The organism is Celeribacter sp. (assembly GCF_048259695.1).
Taxonomy (GTDB): Bacteria; Pseudomonadota; Alphaproteobacteria; order Rhodobacterales; family Rhodobacteraceae; genus Celeribacter.
Genome location: NZ_JBLXHL010000001.1, coordinates 417071 through 437918, shown reverse-complemented (window position 1 = coordinate 437918; position 20848 = coordinate 417071). Strand labels below are relative to the sequence as shown.

The 20848-nt window shown below is 60.9% G+C and carries 23 protein-coding genes; 20 read left to right on the top strand and 3 right to left on the bottom strand.

The window, feature by feature from the left end; translation table 11 throughout:
• The first annotated feature begins 16 nt into the window (after window positions 1-16).
• The 20 genes from ACN0Q0_RS02125 (at window position 17) to folD (ending at window position 17896) form a co-directional block, all read left to right on the top strand.
• Complete coding sequence (locus ACN0Q0_RS02125; RefSeq protein WP_417241698.1) at window positions 17-1255, top strand: MFS transporter; 1239 nt, start codon at window positions 17-19, stop codon at window positions 1253-1255.
• 131 nt (window positions 1256-1386) lie between these two features.
• Window positions 1387-2046, top strand: a complete 660-nt coding sequence (gene msrA, locus ACN0Q0_RS02120) for a peptide-methionine (S)-S-oxide reductase MsrA (protein ID WP_417241697.1) — start codon at window positions 1387-1389, stop codon at window positions 2044-2046.
• Between the two features lie 125 nt (window positions 2047-2171).
• Complete coding sequence (locus ACN0Q0_RS02115; RefSeq protein WP_417241696.1) at window positions 2172-3056, top strand: 50S ribosomal protein L11 methyltransferase; 885 nt, start codon at window positions 2172-2174, stop codon at window positions 3054-3056.
• Between the two features lie 92 nt (window positions 3057-3148).
• A complete protein-coding gene (locus ACN0Q0_RS02110; protein WP_417241695.1) occupies window positions 3149-3502 on the top strand; it encodes a hypothetical protein in 354 nt (117 codons plus the stop codon).
• 195 nt (window positions 3503-3697) lie between these two features.
• A complete protein-coding gene (gene ruvC, locus ACN0Q0_RS02105; protein ID WP_417241694.1) occupies window positions 3698-4207 on the top strand; it encodes a crossover junction endodeoxyribonuclease RuvC in 510 nt (169 codons plus the stop codon).
• Window positions 4208-4217: 10 nt separating this feature from the next.
• Complete coding sequence (ruvA, locus tag ACN0Q0_RS02100; protein ID WP_417241693.1) at window positions 4218-4910, top strand: Holliday junction branch migration protein RuvA; 693 nt, start codon at window positions 4218-4220, stop codon at window positions 4908-4910.
• A gap of 9 nt (window positions 4911-4919) precedes the next feature.
• A complete protein-coding gene (gene ruvB, locus ACN0Q0_RS02095; RefSeq protein ID WP_417241692.1) occupies window positions 4920-5957 on the top strand; it encodes a Holliday junction branch migration DNA helicase RuvB in 1038 nt (345 codons plus the stop codon).
• Window positions 5958-5996: 39 nt separating this feature from the next.
• Window positions 5997-6638: a hypothetical protein gene (locus tag ACN0Q0_RS02090; RefSeq protein WP_417241691.1), complete on the top strand. Its 642-nt coding sequence runs from the start codon at window positions 5997-5999 to the stop codon at window positions 6636-6638.
• Between the two features lie 77 nt (window positions 6639-6715).
• Entirely contained in the window at window positions 6716-7105 is a 390-nt protein-coding gene (ybgC, locus tag ACN0Q0_RS02085) for a tol-pal system-associated acyl-CoA thioesterase (RefSeq protein ID WP_417241690.1), read from the top strand.
• Between the two features lie 142 nt (window positions 7106-7247).
• Complete coding sequence (tolQ, locus tag ACN0Q0_RS02080) at window positions 7248-7943, top strand: protein TolQ (RefSeq protein WP_417241689.1); 696 nt, start codon at window positions 7248-7250, stop codon at window positions 7941-7943.
• Between the two features lie 3 nt (window positions 7944-7946).
• Window positions 7947-8423 carry a protein TolR gene (gene tolR, locus ACN0Q0_RS02075; RefSeq protein WP_417241688.1) on the top strand — a complete coding sequence of 159 codons (477 nt, stop codon included), beginning with the start codon at window positions 7947-7949 and terminating at the stop codon, window positions 8421-8423.
• 8 nt (window positions 8424-8431) lie between these two features.
• Window positions 8432-9598: an energy transducer TonB gene (locus ACN0Q0_RS02070; RefSeq protein WP_417241687.1), complete on the top strand. Its 1167-nt coding sequence runs from the start codon at window positions 8432-8434 to the stop codon at window positions 9596-9598.
• Between the two features lie 5 nt (window positions 9599-9603).
• Window positions 9604-10944 (top strand): Tol-Pal system beta propeller repeat protein TolB, encoded by a 1341-nt coding sequence (gene tolB / locus ACN0Q0_RS02065; RefSeq protein ID WP_417241969.1) that lies wholly within the window; start codon window positions 9604-9606, stop codon window positions 10942-10944.
• Window positions 10945-11035: 91 nt separating this feature from the next.
• Window positions 11036-11581 carry a peptidoglycan-associated lipoprotein Pal gene (gene pal / locus ACN0Q0_RS02060; protein WP_417241686.1) on the top strand — a complete coding sequence of 182 codons (546 nt, stop codon included), beginning with the start codon at window positions 11036-11038 and terminating at the stop codon, window positions 11579-11581.
• 37 nt (window positions 11582-11618) lie between these two features.
• Entirely contained in the window at window positions 11619-12455 is an 837-nt protein-coding gene (ybgF, locus tag ACN0Q0_RS02055) for a tol-pal system protein YbgF (RefSeq protein ID WP_417241685.1), read from the top strand.
• A 55-nt stretch (window positions 12456-12510) separates the two neighbouring features.
• Entirely contained in the window at window positions 12511-13764 is a 1254-nt protein-coding gene (tilS, locus tag ACN0Q0_RS02050; protein ID WP_417241684.1) for a tRNA lysidine(34) synthetase TilS, read from the top strand.
• A 78-nt stretch (window positions 13765-13842) separates the two neighbouring features.
• Window positions 13843-15762, top strand: coding sequence for an ATP-dependent zinc metalloprotease FtsH (gene ftsH, locus ACN0Q0_RS02045; protein ID WP_417241683.1), 1920 nt, complete (start codon window positions 13843-13845; stop codon window positions 15760-15762).
• A 76-nt stretch (window positions 15763-15838) separates the two neighbouring features.
• Window positions 15839-16621, top strand: coding sequence for a methyltransferase domain-containing protein (locus ACN0Q0_RS02040; protein ID WP_417241682.1), 783 nt, complete (start codon window positions 15839-15841; stop codon window positions 16619-16621).
• Window positions 16622-16670: 49 nt separating this feature from the next.
• Window positions 16671-16997: a chorismate mutase gene (locus ACN0Q0_RS02035; RefSeq protein ID WP_417241681.1), complete on the top strand. Its 327-nt coding sequence runs from the start codon at window positions 16671-16673 to the stop codon at window positions 16995-16997.
• Window positions 16994-17896 carry a bifunctional methylenetetrahydrofolate dehydrogenase/methenyltetrahydrofolate cyclohydrolase FolD gene (gene folD / locus ACN0Q0_RS02030; protein WP_417241680.1) on the top strand — a complete coding sequence of 301 codons (903 nt, stop codon included), beginning with the start codon at window positions 16994-16996 and terminating at the stop codon, window positions 17894-17896. The genes ACN0Q0_RS02035 and folD overlap by 4 nt, the downstream gene beginning before the upstream one ends.
• A 4-nt stretch (window positions 17897-17900) precedes the next feature.
• Here folD and ACN0Q0_RS02025 read toward each other — a convergent pair whose 3' ends face one another.
• From ACN0Q0_RS02025 to ACN0Q0_RS02015, 3 genes are all read right to left on the bottom strand, one after another.
• The gene (locus ACN0Q0_RS02025; RefSeq protein WP_417241679.1) at window positions 17901-18425 is read right to left on the bottom strand and encodes a GNAT family N-acetyltransferase; all 525 of its coding nucleotides are present in this window, start codon (window positions 18423-18425) and stop codon (window positions 17901-17903) included.
• A gap of 5 nt (window positions 18426-18430) precedes the next feature.
• A complete protein-coding gene (locus tag ACN0Q0_RS02020) occupies window positions 18431-19231 on the bottom strand; it encodes an NAD(P)-dependent oxidoreductase (RefSeq protein WP_417241678.1) in 801 nt (266 codons plus the stop codon).
• 121 nt (window positions 19232-19352) lie between these two features.
• Window positions 19353-20666, bottom strand: coding sequence for an ATPase (locus ACN0Q0_RS02015; protein ID WP_417241677.1), 1314 nt, complete (start codon window positions 20664-20666; stop codon window positions 19353-19355).
• Window positions 20667-20848 lie beyond the last annotated feature (182 nt).

The following is a 20848-nucleotide window of genomic DNA, read 5'->3' as shown; positions in this document are numbered from 1 at the left end:
CCTAAAGGTTCACTCTATGAAACACGCACTCTTTCCCATTTCCCGCGCCCGCGATTTGCCGCTGTGGCGACGTCCCGAAAGCCTTTTGTTCCTGATGGCTTTTGCGATGCCGGTTGCCTTTAATACGTGGTCGGCCCTGCTCAATAATTTTGTGATCGAGGCGGCGGGGTTCACCGGCGTTGAAATCGGATGGCTGCATACCGTGCGCGAAATCCCCGGATTTCTGGCGGTGGGCGTGATTGCGCTATTGATGTTCATGCGTGAACAGGTGTTGGGGCTTGTGGCCTTGTTGCTGTTGGGGGCGGCCACCGCCGTGACGGCGTTCTTTCCCTCGCTCGGGGGCATTCTGGTTGTCACGATGCTCTCGTCGATCGGGTTCCACTATTACGAGACGGTCAACCAGTCGCTGCAGCTACAGTGGTTGTCCAAAGAGCGTGCTCCGATTGTGATCGGGCGGTTGATGGCGGCGGGCAGTGCCGCGTCGCTTTTGGCCTATGGTGCCCTGATGCTGACGTGGAAGACCTTCGAGCTGTCCTATGCCTTGGTCTATATGGTGGGGGGCGGGTTTACCGCTCTGGTGGCGCTGTTTGCGATGTTTGCCTATCCGCAGTTCGAGGAGCCAAGCCCGCAAAAACGGTCCATCGTGCTCAAACGCCGCTACGGTCTTTATTACGCGCTGCAATTCATGGCCGGTGCGCGACGCCAGATTTTCGTGGTCTTTGCCGCCTTTATGATGGTCGAGAAATTCGGCTTCGAGGTGCATCAGGTCACGGGGCTGTTCCTGATCAATTTCATGGTGAATATGGTGGTGGCCCCCATGATGGGCAAACTGGTGGCGGTGCGCGGCGAGCGGTTTGTTCTTGTGCTTGAATACATCGGGTTGATCCTCGTGTTCCTGCTCTATGGCGGAATCTATTGGCTCGGGTGGGGCGTGGTGCTTGCCGCGACGTTGTATGTGATTGATCACATGCTGTTCGGTCTGGCCTTTGCGCTCAAAACCTATTTCCAGAAAATCGCGGACCCCGAGGATATCGCGCCCACGGCGGCGGTGGCCTTTACCATCAACCATATTGCGGCGGTGTTTTTGCCTGCGGCACTGGGATATCTCTGGATTGTGTCCCCGGGCGGGGTGTTTGTTCTGGCGGCGTCCATGGCCTTTATCTCTTTGTTGTTGGCGCTGTTGATCCCGCGCCATCCGGTTAAGGGCAATGAGTGGCGGCTGTTCCGGCTTGTGGCGCTTGAACCCGCCGCGTGACATGACGGGCAAAGACGATACGATCACGCGGCTGTGCGTATATTGGCCTTGGCGCGGCGCTCAACTGCGCTACACTCATGCGACAATGCGCATGTAAAAGGCCGCATAAAACGCACACGAAGGAGGAAGCCATGATTGGTTTGCTAACGAAAAAGTTGACATTGCCGACGCCGGACGAGGCCTTGGACGGGCGGTCCGAACCGATTGCCACGGCGGCCGAGCACTATGTGTTCAAATGCCCCCTGACGGCCCCCGTTGTCGCGCCACTCGAAGAGGCGGTGTTTGGCATGGGATGTTTTTGGGGTGTAGAGCGGTTGTTTTGGGAGCTGCCCGGTGTTGTGAATACGGCGGCGGGCTATGCCGGTGGCTACACGCCCAACCCGACCTACGCCGAAGTCTGTACCGGAAAAACCGGCCACACCGAGGTGGTGCGCGTCGTCTATGATCCGGCAAAGATCAGCTATACCGACCTGTTGCGGGTGTTTTGGGAGAACCATGATCCGACACAGGGGATGCGTCAGGGCAATGATACAGGCACACAGTATCGTTCGGCGGTTTTCTACGACAATGGCCGCAAACAGTTGGAGGCCGAACAGTCGAACCAACAGTTCAATGACCGCCTGCAAGAGAAGGGGTTCGGTGCCACCACCACCGAGTTGTTGCCCGCCGGCGCGTTTTACTATGCCGAGGAAGAGCACCAACAATACCTTGCCAAGAACCCGAACGGCTATTGCGGTCTCAAGGGAACGGGCGTGAGCTGTCCCATCAATATCGGTGTGGGGGTCGCCTGATCCGGCGCAGATGAGCCCGTCCCGCTGTGTGTTTTGCGCAGGGTGGCGATGCGAAATACCGACCCGCGCTTGAGTAAAGCGCGGGTTCACTTTATGGCGGGGCAACCTTTCTCGGGAGATGCCTCATGCCGACCTTTACCGCTTTTACCAAAACCAACGGAAAACCGCCCGCCGAAGCGCTCGGCGAGGCGCTTGAAACGCTGATCCCCGAGCCAACGGGCGTGGGTGTGTTCGAGATCGAGGACGGATCGGGCCTGTGGGAAGTGGGGGCGTATTTTACCGAAGCCCCCGACGAGATCGCACTGGCGCTTCTGGCCAAGGTCAACGGCGCGAAGGACTTTGTGATCTCCGAACTGCCGGAAACCGATTGGGTCGCCAAAGTGCGCCGTGATCTGGCGCCCGTCGAGGCAGGGCGCTTTTTCGTGTACGGGGCGCATGACGCCGACAAATTGCCCGCCGACAAAATCGGCCTGTTGATCGAGGCCGCGATGGCCTTTGGTACGGGGCATCACGGCACCACGCTCGGATGTTTGCGGGCCTTTGATCGCCTGCTCGCCGAGGGCCGGACCTTTGGCGCCGTGGCCGATATCGGATGTGGTACGGCGGTGCTTGGCATGGCGGCGGCGAAAGTGTCGGAGCATCCCGTTTATGTTTCCGATATTGATGAGGTCGCCGTGGATGTGGCGCAGTGCAACGTGAATGCCAATGGTTTGACGGAGCAGGTCGTCTGTCTGGAGGCCGCCGGTTTCGCCCACGAGACCCTCGCGGCCAATGCGCCCTATGATCTGGTCTTTGCCAATATCCTCAAAGGCCCGTTGATCGGGTTGGCCCCCGATATGGCGGCGCAGATCAAAGAGGGCGGGGTGGCGATTCTGTCGGGCATTTTGCACGCGCAGGCCGATGAGGTGATCGACGTTTATGCACGCTCCGGCTTCAATCTTGTTCACCGTGACGAGATTGTTGACTGGACATCGTTAACGCTCGTGCGGACCTCCACAAACGAGGCCTGAATCCGGCCATTTTGATCTGTTTGCCTCAATTTGGCCACATTTCGCCGCAATATTGTCATTGTCGGTGGGGGCCGATATGTAAGAGGTACGTCATGGCTTATGTCGGCACTCGTTCTTTTGAGAAACGCCTGACCAAGGTCGAAGTTCAACGTCGTAAACTGGATCGTGGTGCGGTGTATTCCGTTAACCAGGATGGTCTGATTCTCGCACGTCCGCGCCGCCATGCGTCGCGTAGCCCTCTTCGTCTTGTGTTTTTCACGTTGCTCGGTGTGCTGCTGTTCAAGGCGCTCGTTCTGGCGTCCCTCGGGACTGTGTCCTACAATGCGCGCGTTGCCACGCTTCAGGATGGCACAGTGGTCGAACGCATCGGCGCATGGATTATGACGGCGGACCCGTCAACGGTCTGGGTCGCCAAACAAGGTAAATTGCTTTTCTCCGGTCTGTAAAAAGACTTCATACATCAGGCAGCGTGGCGTGTTTCCCTCATAGCCCCGTCTGATGCCACGTTAAGGACCGCACCCCGCTTGGGTGCGGTCTTTTGCATTTCGGGGGAGAGGGGTGTTTTTTATAAAAGCACTTGGTGAATGTTCTCGTTTCGTGCTAATGCCTGTGCAACGATAAAAACAGAGCAGGGCAAAGACATGCGTGTGTTGGGCATCGATCCGGGATTGCGCAATATGGGGTGGGGCATCATTGATGTCGCCGGTTCGCGTATCTCCCATGTGGCCAATGGCGTGTGCCATTCACTGGCCTCTGACGATCTGGCAACGCGCCTGTTGTCACTCTTTGACCAGTTGACGCAGGTGGTGCGGGACTATGCGCCCGATTGCGCCGCGGTTGAACAGACCTTTGTGAACAAAGATGCCGTTGCCACGCTCAAATTGGGTCAGGCCCGCGCTGTGGCGCTTCTGGTGCCGGCGCAGGCGGGGTTGCCCATCGGGGAATACGCGCCGAACGCGGTGAAGAAAACCGTGGTGGGGGTGGGGCACGCGGCCAAGCAACAGGTCGAACATATGATCAAACTCCAACTTCCCGGAGCAACGCTTGCAGGGCCGGACGCGGTGGACGCGCTCGCCATTGCCATCACACATTCGTTTCACGCGCAGTCGTCCTCACGGTTGGCCGCCGCCCTCAAAAAGGCCACGGCCTGATGGATTTGACATGATTGGAAAACTCACCGGCGTCATCGACTATATCGGCACCGATCACGCGATGATCGACGTGCGCGGCGTGGGCTATATTGTCTTTGTCTCCGAACGCACGCGCATGGCGTTGCCGCGTCGGGGGGAGCCGGTTTCGCTCTATACCGATCTGTTGGTGCGCGAGGATGTGATGCAGTTGTTCGGCTTTGCCTCGCTGTTGGAAAAGGAGTGGTATCGCCTGTTGATCTCGGTGCAGGGCATCGGGGCAAAGGCGGCGATGGCCATCCTCGGCACGCTTGGCGCGGAGGCCACAGGGCGCGCGATTGCCTTGGGCGACTGGGCCGCGATCAAGGCCGCTCCGGGTGTTGGTCCCAAAACCGCACAGCGCGTGACGATGGAGCTGAAAGACAAGGCCCCCGCCGCGATGGCGCTTGGTGGGTCACTGGCCGAGGCCGTTTTGGATACGAGTGCGGCAAGCGATCTGGATGCGGTGATCGAGACGGATGTGGCACCCGTCCGCACGCCCGCGCCGAAACCTGCGCCCAAAGCCAACGCCAGTGCCGAGGCCGAGGCGCTGTCGGCGCTGCAAAACCTTGGTTATTCGCCGTCCGATGCGGTGGGTGCGGTGGCGCAATCGGCGCAGGACGCGCCGGAGGCCGACACGGCGCAGCTCATTCGCGCCGCGCTGAAACTGCTCGCACCGAAAGGGTAAGGGGCCGCCATGAGTGATGACCACCACCCCGACCCGACCCTGCGCCCCGAGCCGCGTGCCGAGGATGCCGACCGTGCCTTGCGCCCGCAGGTGCTTGGCGAGTTTATCGGTCAGGAGGAGGCGCGGGCGAACCTGCGCATTTTCATCGAAAGCGCCAAGACCCGCGAAGAGGCGATGGATCACGTGTTGTTCCACGGCCCGCCGGGGCTTGGCAAAACCACATTGGCACAGATCATGGCCCGCGAATTGGGCGTGAATTTCAAGATGACTTCGGGGCCTGTGTTGGCCAAGGCGGGGGATCTGGCGGCGATCCTGACCAATCTGGAAGCCCGCGATGTGTTGTTCATCGACGAGATCCACCGGATGAATCCCGTGGTCGAGGAGGTGCTATACCCCGCGATGGAGGATTTCGAGTTGGACCTCGTGATCGGGGAGGGACCGGCGGCGCGGACCGTGCGGATCGAATTGCAGCCCTTTACGCTTGTCGGCGCGACCACGCGGTTGGGGTTGCTCACGACACCGCTGCGCGACCGCTTTGGCATCCCGACGCGGCTACAGTTTTACACCACGGCGGAACTGCACGAGATCGTCACCCGCGGGGCGCGGCTCTTGGGCATTCCGACCGAGACCGAAGGCGCGCTCGAGATTGCCAAACGGGCGCGTGGCACGCCACGGATTGCGGGACGGCTCTTGCGCCGCGTGGTGGATTTCGCGGTGGTCGAGGGCAACGGAAAAATATCAAAGGCGCTCGCGGACAACGCGCTGACGCGGCTTGGGGTCGACCTGTTGGGTCTGGACGGGGCCGACCGCCGCTATCTGTCGATGATCGCGGAGAACTTCAACGGCGGGCCTGTCGGCGTGGAAACCATGGCGGCGGCCTTGTCGGAAAGTCGCGATGCGATCGAGGATGTGATCGAGCCGTATCTGTTACAGCAGGGCCTTATTCAGCGCACCCCGCGTGGGCGGATGATCACGCAAAAAACATGGGCGCACCTCGGGTTGGACGCGCCCAAAGCGCCCGAGCAATCGGTGCTGTTCGACAAGTGAGTATTTGCGCGCCGCCCACGGACGCGCTAAACGCTGCCCATGACCCAAGATCAGCCACAGACAAGCCCCGACGCCGTATCCTCGTTCTTTACCCGCGCCAGCGGCGACTATGTGTTTGCCCGTTGGGGGCGGCCGATTGCGCCCGTATGTTTCGGGGTCGAGGATGCGACGCTTGAAATCGTCAAGGGCGCGATCGAGGCCTGTGTCGCCATCGCGGGCCACGAGATGGCCGAGACCGATGCCGAGCTTGGCTCCAACCTCATGGTGTTCTTTTTCGCGCAGTGGGACGAGTTGCTCGATGTGCCGCGTTTGGAGGACATGATCCCCGACCTGCCGGACAAGGTGGCAACCCTGAAAGAGCGCAATGCGCATCAGTATCGCGCCTTCCGGTTTGACGACGACGGCGCTATCAAGGCGTGCTTTACCTTTGTGCGCATGAGTGACGCGATGCAGGAGGTGCCGGCGGATGTGATCGCCCTGTCGCAAGCCGTGCAAGCCATGCTGTTGTGGTCCGATACGGCGTTTACCCAAGACAGCCCGCTTGCCGTGGCCGCCGAAGGCACGGTGGTGCGTCCCGACGTGGCCAATGTGCTGCGGGCGGCCTATGATCCGGTCTTGCCTGCTGCGGCGCGCGATGCGTCACATGCGCTGCGCCTTTATGCGCGTCTGATCGCGACCTGAACGCGATGCGGGACACCCCTTGTCTGTGCCTTGGGTGCCTCGTAAGTTCGGCGCATATCTTATAGAGGCCGCGACTTATGACCCACACATTTTCCGTCCATGTCTACTATGAGGACACCGACCTTGCGGGCATTGTTTACTACGCCAATTACCTCAAGTTCATTGAGCGGGCGCGGACCGAATGGGTGCGCGAGATGGGTGTGGATCAGGCCGCGCTCAAGCAGGACGAGGGGCTCGTGTTCGCGGTGCGCCGGGTTGAGGCCGACTATCTGATTCCTGCGAAATTCGACGATGATCTGACCGTTGAGACCCGTGTCGATGCGATTACAGGCGTGCGGATTATGCTGACCCAAGAGGTCAAGCGCGGGGCGCAGGTGCTGTTTGTCGCGCAAGTGACGATTGTGGCGATCACCGAGAGTGGCCACCCTGCGCGGCTTCCGGCAATTATCCGCCGAAATTTGCACTAATTCCCCCGTTTTAACGCCCGTTCCGGTGCTTTTGTAACGCGCTTCACAGGTAAGTGTTGGCGCGGGGGCTGCCGGTATAGTAAACGATGGGTTAACGATAGAGCCGTCAAAAGGCGGCCACAGGCGGAAAAAAGAGCAGTTTATGGAACATACCACCCTTGCTATGGCATCGGAGATCGATTTCTCCTTGCTTGCGTTGTTTATGCGCGCAACCTTCATTGTGAAAATCGTGATGCTGATGCTGATCGTGGCCTCGTTCTGGTCGTGGTCGATCATCATTCAAAAACATATTGCCTACCGCACCGCGCGGGGCGCGTCCGATAGTTTCGATCGTGCGTTCTGGTCGGGTGAGCCATTGGACGAGCTTTATGACCAGTTGCGCGGCAATCCCACGACCGCCTCCGAGCGCGTGTTCTTTGCGGGCATGACAGAATGGCGCCGTTCGCACCGTGAGGATGGCCGCCTGATCGCGGGCGCCCATGCGCGGATCGACCGGTCGATGGATGTGGCGATTGCCAAGGAATCCGAAGCGATGAACAGCAACCTGTCGTTCCTCGCCACGGTTGGCTCCACCGCCCCGTTCGTGGGCCTGTTCGGCACCGTTTGGGGGATCAAGACCGCATTCGAAGACATCGCCATGGCGCAGTCCACCAACCTCGCGGTTGTCGCCCCCGGGATTGCCGAGGCGCTTTTGGCCACGGCACTGGGCCTGTTGGCCGCTATTCCCGCCGTTGTGTTTTACAACAAACTGTCGGCGGACAGTGACCGCATTCTGGGCGGGTACGAGGCCTTTGCCGACGAATTTTCCACCATCCTGTCGCGCGAACTGGACGCCTGAGCCATGGGCGCAGGTGTGGTGAAAAAGTCGGGGGCAGGTGGCGGGCGTAGATCGCGCCGCCGTGGTCAGGCCGCCGCGATGAGCGAGATCAACGTGACGCCCTTTGTCGACGTGATGTTGGTGCTGTTGATTATCTTTATGGTGGCCGCCCCGATGATGACCGTGGGCGTGCCTGTCGAGTTGCCCGAAACGGCGGCCACGGCCCTGTCGCAAGAGGACGAGGATCCGCTGTCGATCACTCTGACGGCGGACGGGCGCGTGCTTTTGATGTCCAACGAGGAGCCCGTCGAGGAGCTTGTCACCAAACTCCGGGCCATTGCCGCCGAGCGCACCGATGACAAGGTGTTCTTGCGTGCGGACGGGTCTATCCCCTACGCCGATGTTGTTCAGGTCATGGGCGCATTGAACGCGGGTGGATTTCGCAACATCGGTCTGGTGACCGAAACGGGCGGACCCACGCTCGACGGTTCAAGCAACTAGAGGCGCGGGTGAACACGGGCCAGTATATCTCTGCAGCGGGCCACCTTGGCCTGATTGCCTATGCGCTCCTTGGCGGTCTTTTCCTGACGCCCGAGGACAGCCAACCCGTGGCCACGCAAGAGGTCGCGCTGATTTCCGAGGCCGATTTTGCCGCGCTGAGTGCCAATTCTGCTCCTGCCGTGGTCGAGGAGGCCCCTGAGCAGGCCGCCCCTCAGGCCGAGGTGACCCCCGATGCGGCCCCGAGCACGGATGCCGTGCCGCAAGCCCGCCCGCAGGCCGAACCCGTTCCCGCAACGCCCGAGCCCGCGCCGCAAACGCCGCCGCCCCTGACGCCGCAGGCGCAGGTCAGCGAACAGCCCCCGCAACAGGCCGAGCCCGAGGTGTCGATGGAAGATCCCGGTGCGGGTCTGCCGGATGTCCCGAACCGGGAACCGACCCCGCGCCCCGTGCCGCGCATAGCACCCGAGGCCGTGACCACGCCCGAACCACAACCCGAAATTGCCGATGCGCCGACGCCAAAGGTGTCGCCCGATGCCGAGGACACGCAGGTGGTCGAAGAGGACAAACCCGATGCGGCCCCCGAGGAGGCCACGACCGAGATCGTGACCGAGGCCGAAACGCCATCGGGCATGTCCACCTCGCCGCGCCCCAAATCGCGCCCCGCCAACCTTGCGTCTCGCGCGGCCGAGGCGCGTGAGGTCGAGACAACAGAGCCCGCGGCACCCGCCGCCCCTGAGCAGACCGATACGGACGCCGCCGATGCGGTGGCCGATGCCGCCGCGGATGCCGCCTCCGCGCTGATTGCGCAGGCCGCCAATGAGACGCCACAAGCGCCCGCGCGTCCCGTTGGCCCGCCGCTCACAGGTGGCGAACGTGAGGGGCTTCGCGTGGCGGTGTCGCAATGTTGGAACGTTGGCGCCTTGTCGTCGGATGCGATGCGCACCACCATCACGGTGGGTGTGTCGATGAACCAAGACGGCACGCCAAATAGCGGGTCGATTAAGCTGATCGGCTTTTCGGGCGGACCGCAATCCGCCGCCGATGCCGCTTTCGAGGTGGCCCGCCGTGCCATTTTGCGCTGTGGCGCCCGTGGATTTGATTTGCCGGTGGAAAAATACGACCATTGGCGAAATATTGAAATGACGTTCGATCCCGAACAGATGAGGTTTAAATGAAACGCTTGATCTCCTTTGCCTGTACGCTGCCCTGCGCGTTCGTCGCCGCAGTGTCGATTGGCATGGCGGCACCCGCCGCGGCGCAAGACCCCGGCCCGTTGAAAATCGACATTACCCAAGGTGTGATCGAACCTGTTCCATTGGCCATTCCCGATTTCATCGCCGAGAGCGCCGATGCGGCCGAGTTTGCCCGCCAGATCAGTGATGTGATCGCCGCCGACCTCGTGGGGACGGGGCTGTTCCGCGAAATTCCGCCCTCCGCCCATATCAGTCAGGTGACCTCGTTCAGCGCGCCGGTGCAATACGCCGACTGGAAAGCGATCAACGCCCAAGGTCTGGTGACGGGGGCTGTGGCCACCGATGCAGAGGGCAATCTGAGCGTCAAGTTCCGCGTGTTCGACGTTTATGCCGATGTGCCACTTGGGGACGGTCTGCAATTGGGCGGGACCACCCGTTCGTGGCGTCGCATCGCGCACAAAGTGGCCGATGTCGTCTATTCGCGGATCACGGGCGAGGGGCCGTATTTCGACAGTCGCGTGGTGTTCGTGAGCCAGACGGGACCAAAGAACGATCGCAAGAAACGTCTTGCGGTGATGGATTACGATGGCGAGAACCTGCAATTCCTCACCGATGACAGTTCCATTGTGCTTGCGCCGCGCTTTTCGCCCACGGGCGACCGCGTGCTTTATACGTCATACGACAGCGGCTTTCCGCAGATCACCATGCTTGACGTTGGCACGGTCACGCGCCGCACCTTGCCTGTTCAGGCCGAAAGCATGTCGTTTGCGCCGCGCTTTTCGCCCGATGGCGGGTCGGTTGTCTATTCGGTGGCAACAGGGGCGAACACCGACCTCTACCGTATGGATATTGCCAGTGGACAGGCCGAGCGCCTGACCTCGACCCCCGCAATTGAAACCGCGCCAAGCTATTCGCCCGATGGATCACAGATCGTGTTCGAAAGCGACCGCTCCGGCGCGCAACAGCTTTACGTCATGCCCGCCAGTGGCGGAGAGGCACAGCGCATTTCCTTCGGGCAGGGCCGCTACGGCACGCCCGTTTGGTCGCCACGCGGAGATTTGATCGCCTTTACCAAACAGGCCAACGGGCGCTTCCACATCGGCGTGATGCGCACGGACGGGTCCGAGGAGCGGTTGCTAACGGCCTCTTTCCTTGATGAGGGGCCAAGTTGGGCGCCCAACGGCCGTGTGATCATGTTCACCCGCGAGGGTCAGGGGGCGGGCGGCGAGTCCGCACTTTACACGGTGGATATTTCGGGGCGAAATCTCAAACGCCTGCCCACCAACGCAGGGGCCTCTGATCCGGCATGGTCGCCGCTGTTGAAATAGAGCATAAACGGCACCCTCCCCAAGTCGGGTAGGGGGTGCTATAGTCGAGACAAGTAACGAGCAGATACAATTTCCGCAAAGGATGACGGATATGACAAACTTTCTGAAAACACCCGCCTCACGCGCGGTTCTTCTGGTCGCCGTACTGGGCCTGTCCGCCTGTACCAACCCCGGCCGTTTTGGCGGCAAGGGTGCGGGCATGGATGGCATGGGCGCAAATGGCGGCGCAAACAACGGCATCGTCACAGGCTCGTTGAACGACCCGACCTCGGTGGCCTATTTCAACCAGACCATCGGTGATCGTGTGCTGTTTCTCGTGGACCAGTCCACCCTGACCGATGAGGGGCGTGCAACGTTGCGCGGACAGGCGCAATGGCTGTTGGATAACGCCGATTACACCACCATCATCGAGGGCCACGCCGACGAGCAGGGCACCCGCGAATACAACCTCGCGCTCGGTTCGCGCCGCGCGGCCGCCGTGCAGGCGTTCCTGATCTCGCAAGGGGTGAACCCGGCGCGTCTCAAGACCGTCACCTACGGCAAGGAGCGTCCGTTGGCCGTGTGTTCCGAGGAAAGCTGCTACGCGCAAAACCGTCGTGCTGTGACCGTTCTGGCCGCAGGCGCGGGCATCAGCTAATCAACGTTTACGATCATAACACAGTGAGGCGCACGCGATGAAACGGGTGATGTTCGGGGCGGTTTCAGCCCTTTGTATTCTGGCGGCACAGGGCGGTTTCGCCCAAGACACGCAAACTCTGGCCGACATCCGGCAAGAGGCGGCGGTCCTGTCGGTCGAGATCACCAAGCTGACGCGCGAGTTGAGCACAACGGGTGCGCCGAACACCGCCTTTGCGGGCGAAAGCACATTGGAACGTGTGGACCTGATGGAGGCGGCCCTGTCGCGTCTGACGGCCAAGGTCGAAGAGTTGGAATTCCGCATTGGCCAAGTGGTCAAGGATGGCACCAACCAACTCGACGATCTCAATTTCCGCCTGTGTGAATTAGAGGCGGGATGTGACATCGGCAACCTGCCGCCGCTTGCCCCGCTTGGCGGTGTGGCCGAAACGGCGCCCGCTGTGGCATCGGGGCCGGGAACGGATGCCCCGATGGATGGTGTCGGGTCGATGGCGATGACGGAGCAATCCGACTTTGATCTCGCGATGGGTCTGTATGACGAGGCGCAATACGAGGAAGCCGCCGAGGCTTTCGCGACCTTTTCGATGACCTACACAGGTGGCCCGTTGACGGGCGAAAGCCAGTTCATGCGCGGCGAGGCCCTGACCCAGTTGGGACAGACCTCCGAGGCGGCGCGGGCCTATCTTGATAGTTTTTCCACCGCCCCCGAGGGGGACAGGGCGCCCTCCGCGTTGTTGCGGTTGGGCATGTCTTTGGCGGCTTTGGGGCAAACGGATCGTGGCTGTGTGATGCTTACCGAAGTGGGGAACCGCTTTCCGGGGGCGCCCGAAGATGCAGAAGCGCAAAGTGCGCGCCAGACCATTGGCTGCCCGTAACACGGATTGCGTGTGGTACGGCGTGTGAGGCGGCGACATGACGGGTGAGGCGGGTATGAGCGAGACAGGATTGACCATGTTACGCCATCAGATCGCGTCGGCCTTTGCCTATGATAAACCCAAGACCCTTGGCGTTGCTGTCTCCGGCGGCGGCGATAGTATTGCGCTGTTGCGGCTTTTGGCCGATTGGGCGGCGGCGGAGCGTGTGATGCTTCAGGCCGTGACCGTCGATCACGGGTTGCGCCCCGAAGCTGCCGCAGAGGCGGCGTTTGTGGCCGAGACCTGTGCGGGGCTCAAGGTCAAGCACACCACGCTGACATGGACGGGGTGGAACGGTCAGGGCAATGTGCAGGACGCCGCGCGGCGCGCGCGCTATGCGCTGATGACCGACTGGGCAAAGGCCCGTGATATTGACACCATCGCCTTGGCCCATACCGCCGATGATCAGGCGGAGACATTTTTCATGCGCCTTGCGCGGGCCTCGGGCATCGATGGCCTCACAGGGATGCAGCGGCGGCGCACGGTGGACGGGGTGACATGGGTGCGCCCGCTGTTGATGCAGGAACGCGACGAGTTGCGGGACTATTTGCGCGGGCTCAAACAGGTGTGGATCGACGACCCGTCCAATGAGGACGAGGCCTATGATCGGATCAAAGCCCGCAAAGCGATGGCTGCCCTTGCGCCGCTCGGTCTTGACATGCATGTGGTGGGCCGTGTGATGGACCATCTGGGGCAGGTGCGTTCGGCGCTTGATTTCGCCACGCATGATCACGCGATTGACTGTATTTCGGTCGAGGGCGGTGATTTGGTCGTCAACCGCCGCGCCTTTCTGGAGGCGACACCAGAGGTCAACCGCCGTTTGGTGGCGCATGCCCTGCGGTGGATTGCCTCGGCTGACTACGGTCCGCGCGGGGTAAAGTTACAAGAGTTCCTATCGGCGATCTCCCGCGGACGGGATGCGACCGTGCATGGTGTGCGGCTCTTGGGCGGTGATACGACATTGCGTCTGACCCGCGAACACAGCGCGGTTGCCCTCGAGGTGGGGACGGTCGGACAGGTGTGGGATGGGCGGTGGCGCATCCAGGGCGTTGAAAATGATAACTTAATTGTGCGCGCACTCGGGGATGACGGATTGGCGCAACTGGGCGCGCGGGCGGAGGCCTCCCCGCCGCGTGAAAGCCTGAAATCCTCGCCTGCGGTGTTTGATGGCGATATCTTGGTGTCGGCACCTGCCGCGAACCACGGCACAGGCCGCGCAGAATTGATTTTTCCGACCGGACACTTCTACACTTCGCTTTTATCGCATTGAACTTACGCTCCCGATGCCTATTTTAAACAAAAGCCCCGCGCCCCATCGCGCGGGCGACGTATTTTGAGGAGACCTCCCTTGGGTAATGCACGCAATCTCGCCTTCTGGCTTGTGCTTTTGATGCTCGTTGTGGCCTTGTTTAACGTCATCGGCGGCAATCAGGCGTCCATGGCATCGAACGAGATCGCTTATTCCGACCTAATGAAGCGCGTTGACGCCGGGGAGATTTCCTCGGTCGAGATCGACGGCGAACGGCTGTTGTTCACTGGGGAGGACAATCGCCGCAGTTACGCGATCAACCCCGGTGACAATTCCATCGCACGTGATCTTGTCGCCAAAGGCGTGTCCGTCAAAGGCACCCCCCAGGAAGAGAGCGGCTTTGTCACGGTGCTCATGACCTTCCTTCCCTTCGTGTTGATCATCGGTGTCTGGATCTATTTCATGAACCGGATGCAGGGCGGCGGCAAAGGCGGTGCGATGGGCTTTGGCAAATCCAAGGCGAAATTGCTGACCGAGAAACACGGGCGTGTGACCTTTGATGATGTCGCGGGCATCGACGAGGCCAAAGAGGAGCTCGAAGAGATTGTCGAGTTCCTGCGCAACCCGCAGAAATTCTCCGCACTCGGTGGTAAAATCCCCAAAGGTGCATTGCTTGTTGGTCCTCCCGGTACGGGTAAAACCCTGCTTGCACGCGCGATTGCGGGCGAGGCAGGCGTGCCGTTTTTCACCATTTCCGGCTCCGACTTTGTCGAGATGTTCGTCGGTGTGGGTGCCTCCCGTGTGCGCGACATGTTCGAACAGGGCAAAAAGAACGCACCGTGTATCATCTTTATCGACGAGATCGACGCCGTTGGCCGCTCGCGTGGCGCGGGCTACGGCGGTGGCAATGACGAGCGCGAACAAACGCTCAACCAGTTGCTTGTCGAGATGGACGGCTTTGACGCCAATGAGGGCATTATCATCGTTGCGGCCACCAACCGCCCCGACGTACTTGACCCCGCGCTCTTGCGCCCCGGTCGTTTCGACCGTCAGGTGCAGGTGCCAAATCCGGACATCAAAGGTCGCGAGAAAATCCTTGGCGTCCATGCGCGCAAGGTGCCGCTCGGCCCCAATGTCGACCTGCGCATCATTGCCCGCGGGACCCCCGGGTTCTCGGGCGCCGATCTGGCCAACCTCGTCAACGAGGCCGCTCTGACCGCGGCCCGTATCGGGCGCCGTTTCGTGACGATGGAAGATTTCGAAAACGCCAAGGACAAGGTGATGATGGGCGCGGAACGCCGCTCTATGGTCATGACCGAGGACGAGAAAAAACTGACCGCCTATCACGAAGCGGGTCACGCCGTTGTCGGTCTCAACGTGCCGCAGCACGATCCGATCCACAAGGCGACGATCATTCCGCGTGGCCGTGCGCTTGGCCTTGTGTTGTCACTGCCCGAGCGTGATCAGCTTTCGGTCAGCTTTACCAAATACACCTCGAAAATCGCGATGGCGATGGGCGGGCGCGTGGCCGAGGAGTTGATCTTTGGCAAGGAAAATATCACCTCCGGCGCGTCTTCTGACATCCAACAGGCGACCCGTATCGCCCGTGCGATGGTCACGCAATTCGGCTTTTCCGACGAGCTTGGTTATGTCGATTACGCCAATGAACAAGAGAGCCATTTGGGCAGCTACGGCGGCGGCACAAACCACTCTGCCGATACCCAGAAGATCATTGACGATAAGGTCAAAGCGATCATTGACGAGGGCTATGAAACGGCACGCCGTATCCTGACCGAACAGGCACAGGACCTCGAAAACCTCGCGCAGGGCCTGTTGGAATACGAAACGCTGACCGGCGCGGAAATCCAGAAGGTGATCGCGGGCGAGGCGCTCAATCGCGGCGATGATGATGACAATTCGTCCTCGTCCGATAGCGGAACGCCCTCGGTGACGGCGGTGCCTAAAACACGGGTCAAGCCGAAATCGGATGGCGGCATGGAGCCTGAGCCCTCAGCGTGAGCGCTTTTAAACCGGCGATAAATGACTAGACTGGAACCGCGCCCTGTGAGGCGCGGTTTTTCATTGGAGCGAGCCTATGTCGGACTGGAACCCCACCAAATACGCGCAGTTTTCCGATTTGCGATTGCGTCCCGCGATGGACCTTTTGGCGGCTGTCGGTGCGCTGCCGGCCCAAGGCGACATTGTGGACCTCGGGTGCGGAGCAGGGGGGATTGGTCCGCTTTTGGCCGACCGCGCCGGGGGGCGTGCGTTGATCGGGGTCGAGACCTCGCAGGCCATGCGCGCCAAAGCGGAGGAGGCGGGCGTCTATACCGAGCTGCATGATGGCGATATTTCCACCTATGAGGTGGGGCGGGGGGCGGCGCTGATCTATTCCAACGCCGCACTCAATTGGGTGCCGGACCATGCGGTGCTATTGCCGCGTCTCGCGGAGGCCTTGACCCGAAGCGGGTGGCTTGCGTTTCAGGTGCCGTACCAACATGACGCGCCCTCCCATGCGTTGGCCCGTACCGTTGCGCACCGCCTTGCGCCCGATGCGTTTGCGACGGCGAATGCCGATCCGCATGTGCTGACCCCGCGCAGCTATGACGATTTGCTGACCCCGTATGGCCATGTGCGTGTGTGGATGACCGATTACATGCAACACCTGCCCGCCGTTGCCCACGGCCACCCCGTGCGCCATTTTACCCAGTCGACCTACCTGCGGCCCTATGTCGATTATTTCGAGGAGCGCGGCGGTGGCGCGGATGACTACCTTGCCGCCTATGATACGGCGCTTGGGGCGGCCTACCCTTTGGACGGGCGGGGCCGCGCATGGTTCCCGTTCAAGCGACTTTTCGTGACCTTGTGCAAAGCGTGATCTTCAAACCCGTAAGAACCCGTGCTACAGCGGGCGCGGAGGCCGCGACATGACATATAAATCGCCGCAAGACTTTGACACCATGGCTGATCTGCGGGTGCAGATTGACGAGATCGACCGCGCGTTGATCCGTCTTCTGGCGCTGCGCCAAAAGCACATCGACCGCGCCGCACAGATCAAACCGGCTGCGGGTTTGCCCGCCCGTATCGAGGCCCGCGTCGAGGACGTCGTGGCAAAGGTGCGTGCCGCGGCCGAGGCCGAAGGGTTCGAACCCGCAACCGCCGCCGCGATGTGGCGCCTCATGATCGACAATATGATCGCCCGCGAAGAGCGCGCGATGATCGCCCCACAGACCCATCAAGGACCGAAGACATGACAGCTCAACTCATCGACGGAAAAGCCTTTGCCGCGACCGTACGGGCCAAGGTGGCCGACCATGTTGCCCGCATTAAAGAAGCGCAAAACCTGACCCCCGGATTGGCTGTGGTCCTTGTCGGGGATGATCCCGCGTCCGAGGTCTATGTGCGCTCCAAAGGCAAATTGACCGTCGAAGTGGGGATGAACTCCTACGAGCATAAGTTGCCCGCCGAGACTGCCGAGGCCGACCTTCTGGCGCTGATCCAGCGACTTAATGCGGATAGTGATGTGCATGGGATCCTCGTGCAATTGCCTCTGCCGAAACATCTCGACGAGAGCCTTGTGATCAATGCCATCGCGCCCGAAAAGGACGTGGACGGGTTTCACATTTCCAACGTCGGTCGTTTGGCTACCGGCCAAAAGGCAATGGTACCCTGTACGCCGCTCGGGTGTTTGATGATGCTGCGCGAACAGCATGGATCGCTGTCGGGTCTCGACGCGGTTGTGATCGGGCGTTCCAACATCGTGGGCAAACCGATGGCGCAGCTTTTGCTCGGGGATAGCTGTACGGTGACGGTGGCGCATTCGCGCACCAAAGACCTCGCCGATGTGGTCCGCCGCGCCGATATCGTTGTGGCCGCGGTGGGGCGTGCCGAATTCGTTCCCGGCGACTGGATCAAAGCGGGGGCGACCGTGATCGATGTGGGCATCAACCGCATTCCCGCCCCCGAAAAAGGCGAAGGAAAGTCGCGCCTTGTCGGCGATGTCAATTTTGCCGAAGCCTCGCAAATCGCGGGTGCCATTACCCCCGTTCCCGGCGGGGTTGGTCCCATGACCATCGCGTGTCTTTTGGCCAATACGCTCACGGCGTGTTGCCGCGCGCATGGTTTGGCCGAACCCAAGGGCCTGACGGCCTGAGCGGCTATAATTTCAGATACATATAGGTGGTGGCGTGCAGCGTTGCGCCATCAGGGTTCAGCGCGAAGTCAGGGATTTCGCCCGCCACCTCAAACCCCACCGAGGCATAAAGCGGCTGTGCGATATCGCCGCTGCGCGTGTCCAGTGTAACGGTGCGCTTGCCAAGTGCGCGGGCGTGCTCCAGTGCCGCCGCCATCAGCGCCCGCCCGATCCCGCGCCGCCGCGCCGAGGGCGCCACCATCATTTTGGCAATCTCGCAGCGGTGGGGTTGGTTCGGCGGCATGGCGGTGATCAGTTGCACAGTGCCGCAAATGCCCTCGTCGTCGCGGGCGATGAACAGGGTGCGGGCGCCACGGTCGACTTCGGGGGCCACATTGCTTTGCCAGAATGCGCGTGCGGCTGTGGCGTCGAACGGTTGGACCATCCCGATCGCCGCCCCCTGTGCCACGCAGTCCCGCATGAGGACCGCAAGCCCGTCCAGAACCTGCGGGTCTACGGGGGCGGTGATGGTATGAATGGTTGCGCCCATGCTGTCTACTCGACGGGTTTCAGGCCGCGCATTGCATCGATCAACATCTCGGGGATCGCGGTGGATGCGCCCTCGGGAACGGCATCGACCATACATCCGAGATCTTTGACAAGGATCGCGATGGTGTTGTCCGGCTCGTAGCCATGCTTGGCGAATTCGATGTCGTTGTATCGGGACGTGAACCAGTTTTGCGAGGTTGCGCCCTCGAACAGATCAAGCAGTTTGTCCTCGTCCAGACCCGCCTCGCGCGCCCACTCCAGTGCCAGACGCCCGACGATGACGTGCGAGGCGCACAGCATGTTGTTGAGCACCTTGGCCTGTGCGCCCATGGAAAACCCGCCCATGTGTTTGAACAGTTTTCCCATGGCTTCAAACAGCACCATGTTGTCGGCCACTTGGGCCTCTGTGCCGCCGATCATAAAGGCAAGCGTGCCTTCGCGTGCGCCGACCTCGGCCCCTGACATGGGCGCGTCGATGACGTTGAGGTCCGCGGGGAGTTTTTCGCGCAGAGCCAACAGATAGCGCGGGGACAGCGTGGAGGAGATGATGAGCGTGTGCAGATCGGGCGCCGCCGCGATCATGTTTTGTGTCTCGAGCAACAGGGCATCGGTCTGCACTCCATCGCGCACAACGGTGATGAGCGTGGTCAGTCCATCGGCAAATGCGGCCACGTCATTGGTGACGGGCAGGGTGAATTCGGACGGATCCCGAATGTCGAACCCGACCGCATCAATCCCGTTTTTGCGCAAGTTGGCGAGCATCCCGCCGCCCATCCGGCCAACGCCGGCCACACCGATTTTTGTCATAAGTCAGTCTCCCTTTTTGGGGAGCATGACGCGGCGCGAACGGTTTGAAAAGCGAGAACATCCCGCGCCGGTCCGGCGCAGGGCGCACCCGCGCGAAGGAGAGGCCCCCACGCGGTGCGTGTCAGTGATCGAAGTGGCTTTCTTTCACGAACATATTCGCCCATGCACGGTCGATCAGCTCAGGTGTCATTTGATAGGGCAGGCCATCAAAGTCACAAATCGCCATGATCTGGTCGATCAAAAACACGGGCTGATAGTTGGCATAGACGTTGTCGATGGTCGCGTATTTCTTTTTGAGGAGATAAACGAGGGCGGCCTCATTGAGCGGCACGCCTTTTTTCTTGGCCACCATCGCAAAGATTTTGAGAAAGCCCGCCTGATCGGGGCCGTCGATTTTGATTTTGTAGAAAATACGGCGCAAGGCTGCTTTGTCGAAAATCTCGTTGGGGTGGAAGTTGGTGGAGAAAATCACGAGCGTATCGAACGGCACCTCGAACTTTTCACCCGACTGAAGCGCCAGAATATCCTTGTTCTCTTCGAGCGGCACAATCCAGCGGTTGACGAGTTTTTGCGGTGGATCCTCCTGACGACCAAGGTCGTCGACGATGAAAATGCCGCCGGTTGATTTAAGTTGCAGCGGCGCCTGATAGGTCCGTGCGGTCGGATTGTAAACGAGGTCGAGCATATCGAGGGACAACTCGCCCCCCGTGACCACCGTCGGGCGTTCACAGCGCACATAGCGGCGGTCAAACCGGTTGGCGGTGCGGCGCAAGGCGGTCGTGCTGTCCTCGTCGTCTTCGCGGCGGACATGCATCAGCGGGTCATAAACCGTGATGACCATGCCGTTATATTCAATCGCGCGCGGCACATAGATCAGATCGCCCAAGGCATCGCGAATGCCGTTTGAAATAGATGACTTGCCGTTGCCGGGAGGGCCGTACATCAGGATCGAGCGCCCCGCACCCACCGCAGGCCCGAGTTGGTCCAACAGGTCGGGCGGCAAAATGAGATGGCCCATCGCCGCGACGAGGGCTTGACGGGTGATCATCATGTTGCGCACGGATTGTTTTTTGACCTGCTCGGCGTAGCGTTCGAGCGGGATTGGCATCGGGCCGAAATATTCGGACTGTGACAACGCGTCGAGGGCGCGGGCCTTGCCCGTATCGGACAGGCGAAACCCCATTTCGGACCCAGAGCCCGCGTGCAACGTGCCGGTGGCCTCAACGAGGCCTTGCTCGCGCACATTGTCCACGAGGTCCTGGGTCAGGCTCGCGGACAGGCACATGGCGTTCGACAGTTGGGTCACATGCTCCTGATTGGTGCGAAACATGGTTTTGAGCAAGATATCCCGCATCATCACCATGTTGAGGCCTGTCTCGGCCAACGTTTTAGGCTGGGTCGGGGCCAGGACGTTTGGTTGCACTTGCATATTCATCGCACAGTCTCTCGTATTGCTCACGCCGCGCAACAGCGCAGCCGATTGGGTGGTTCGCTCCTTGGGTAGAGGGGAAATTCGGCACCAATAAGGCCGATTTCAGGTCTTTGTCCCTTTTGTGATGCCGCGTTTGCCCTTAGTTTGGCCGCATGATCCAATGATCCGGTAAATCCCACCAAAGG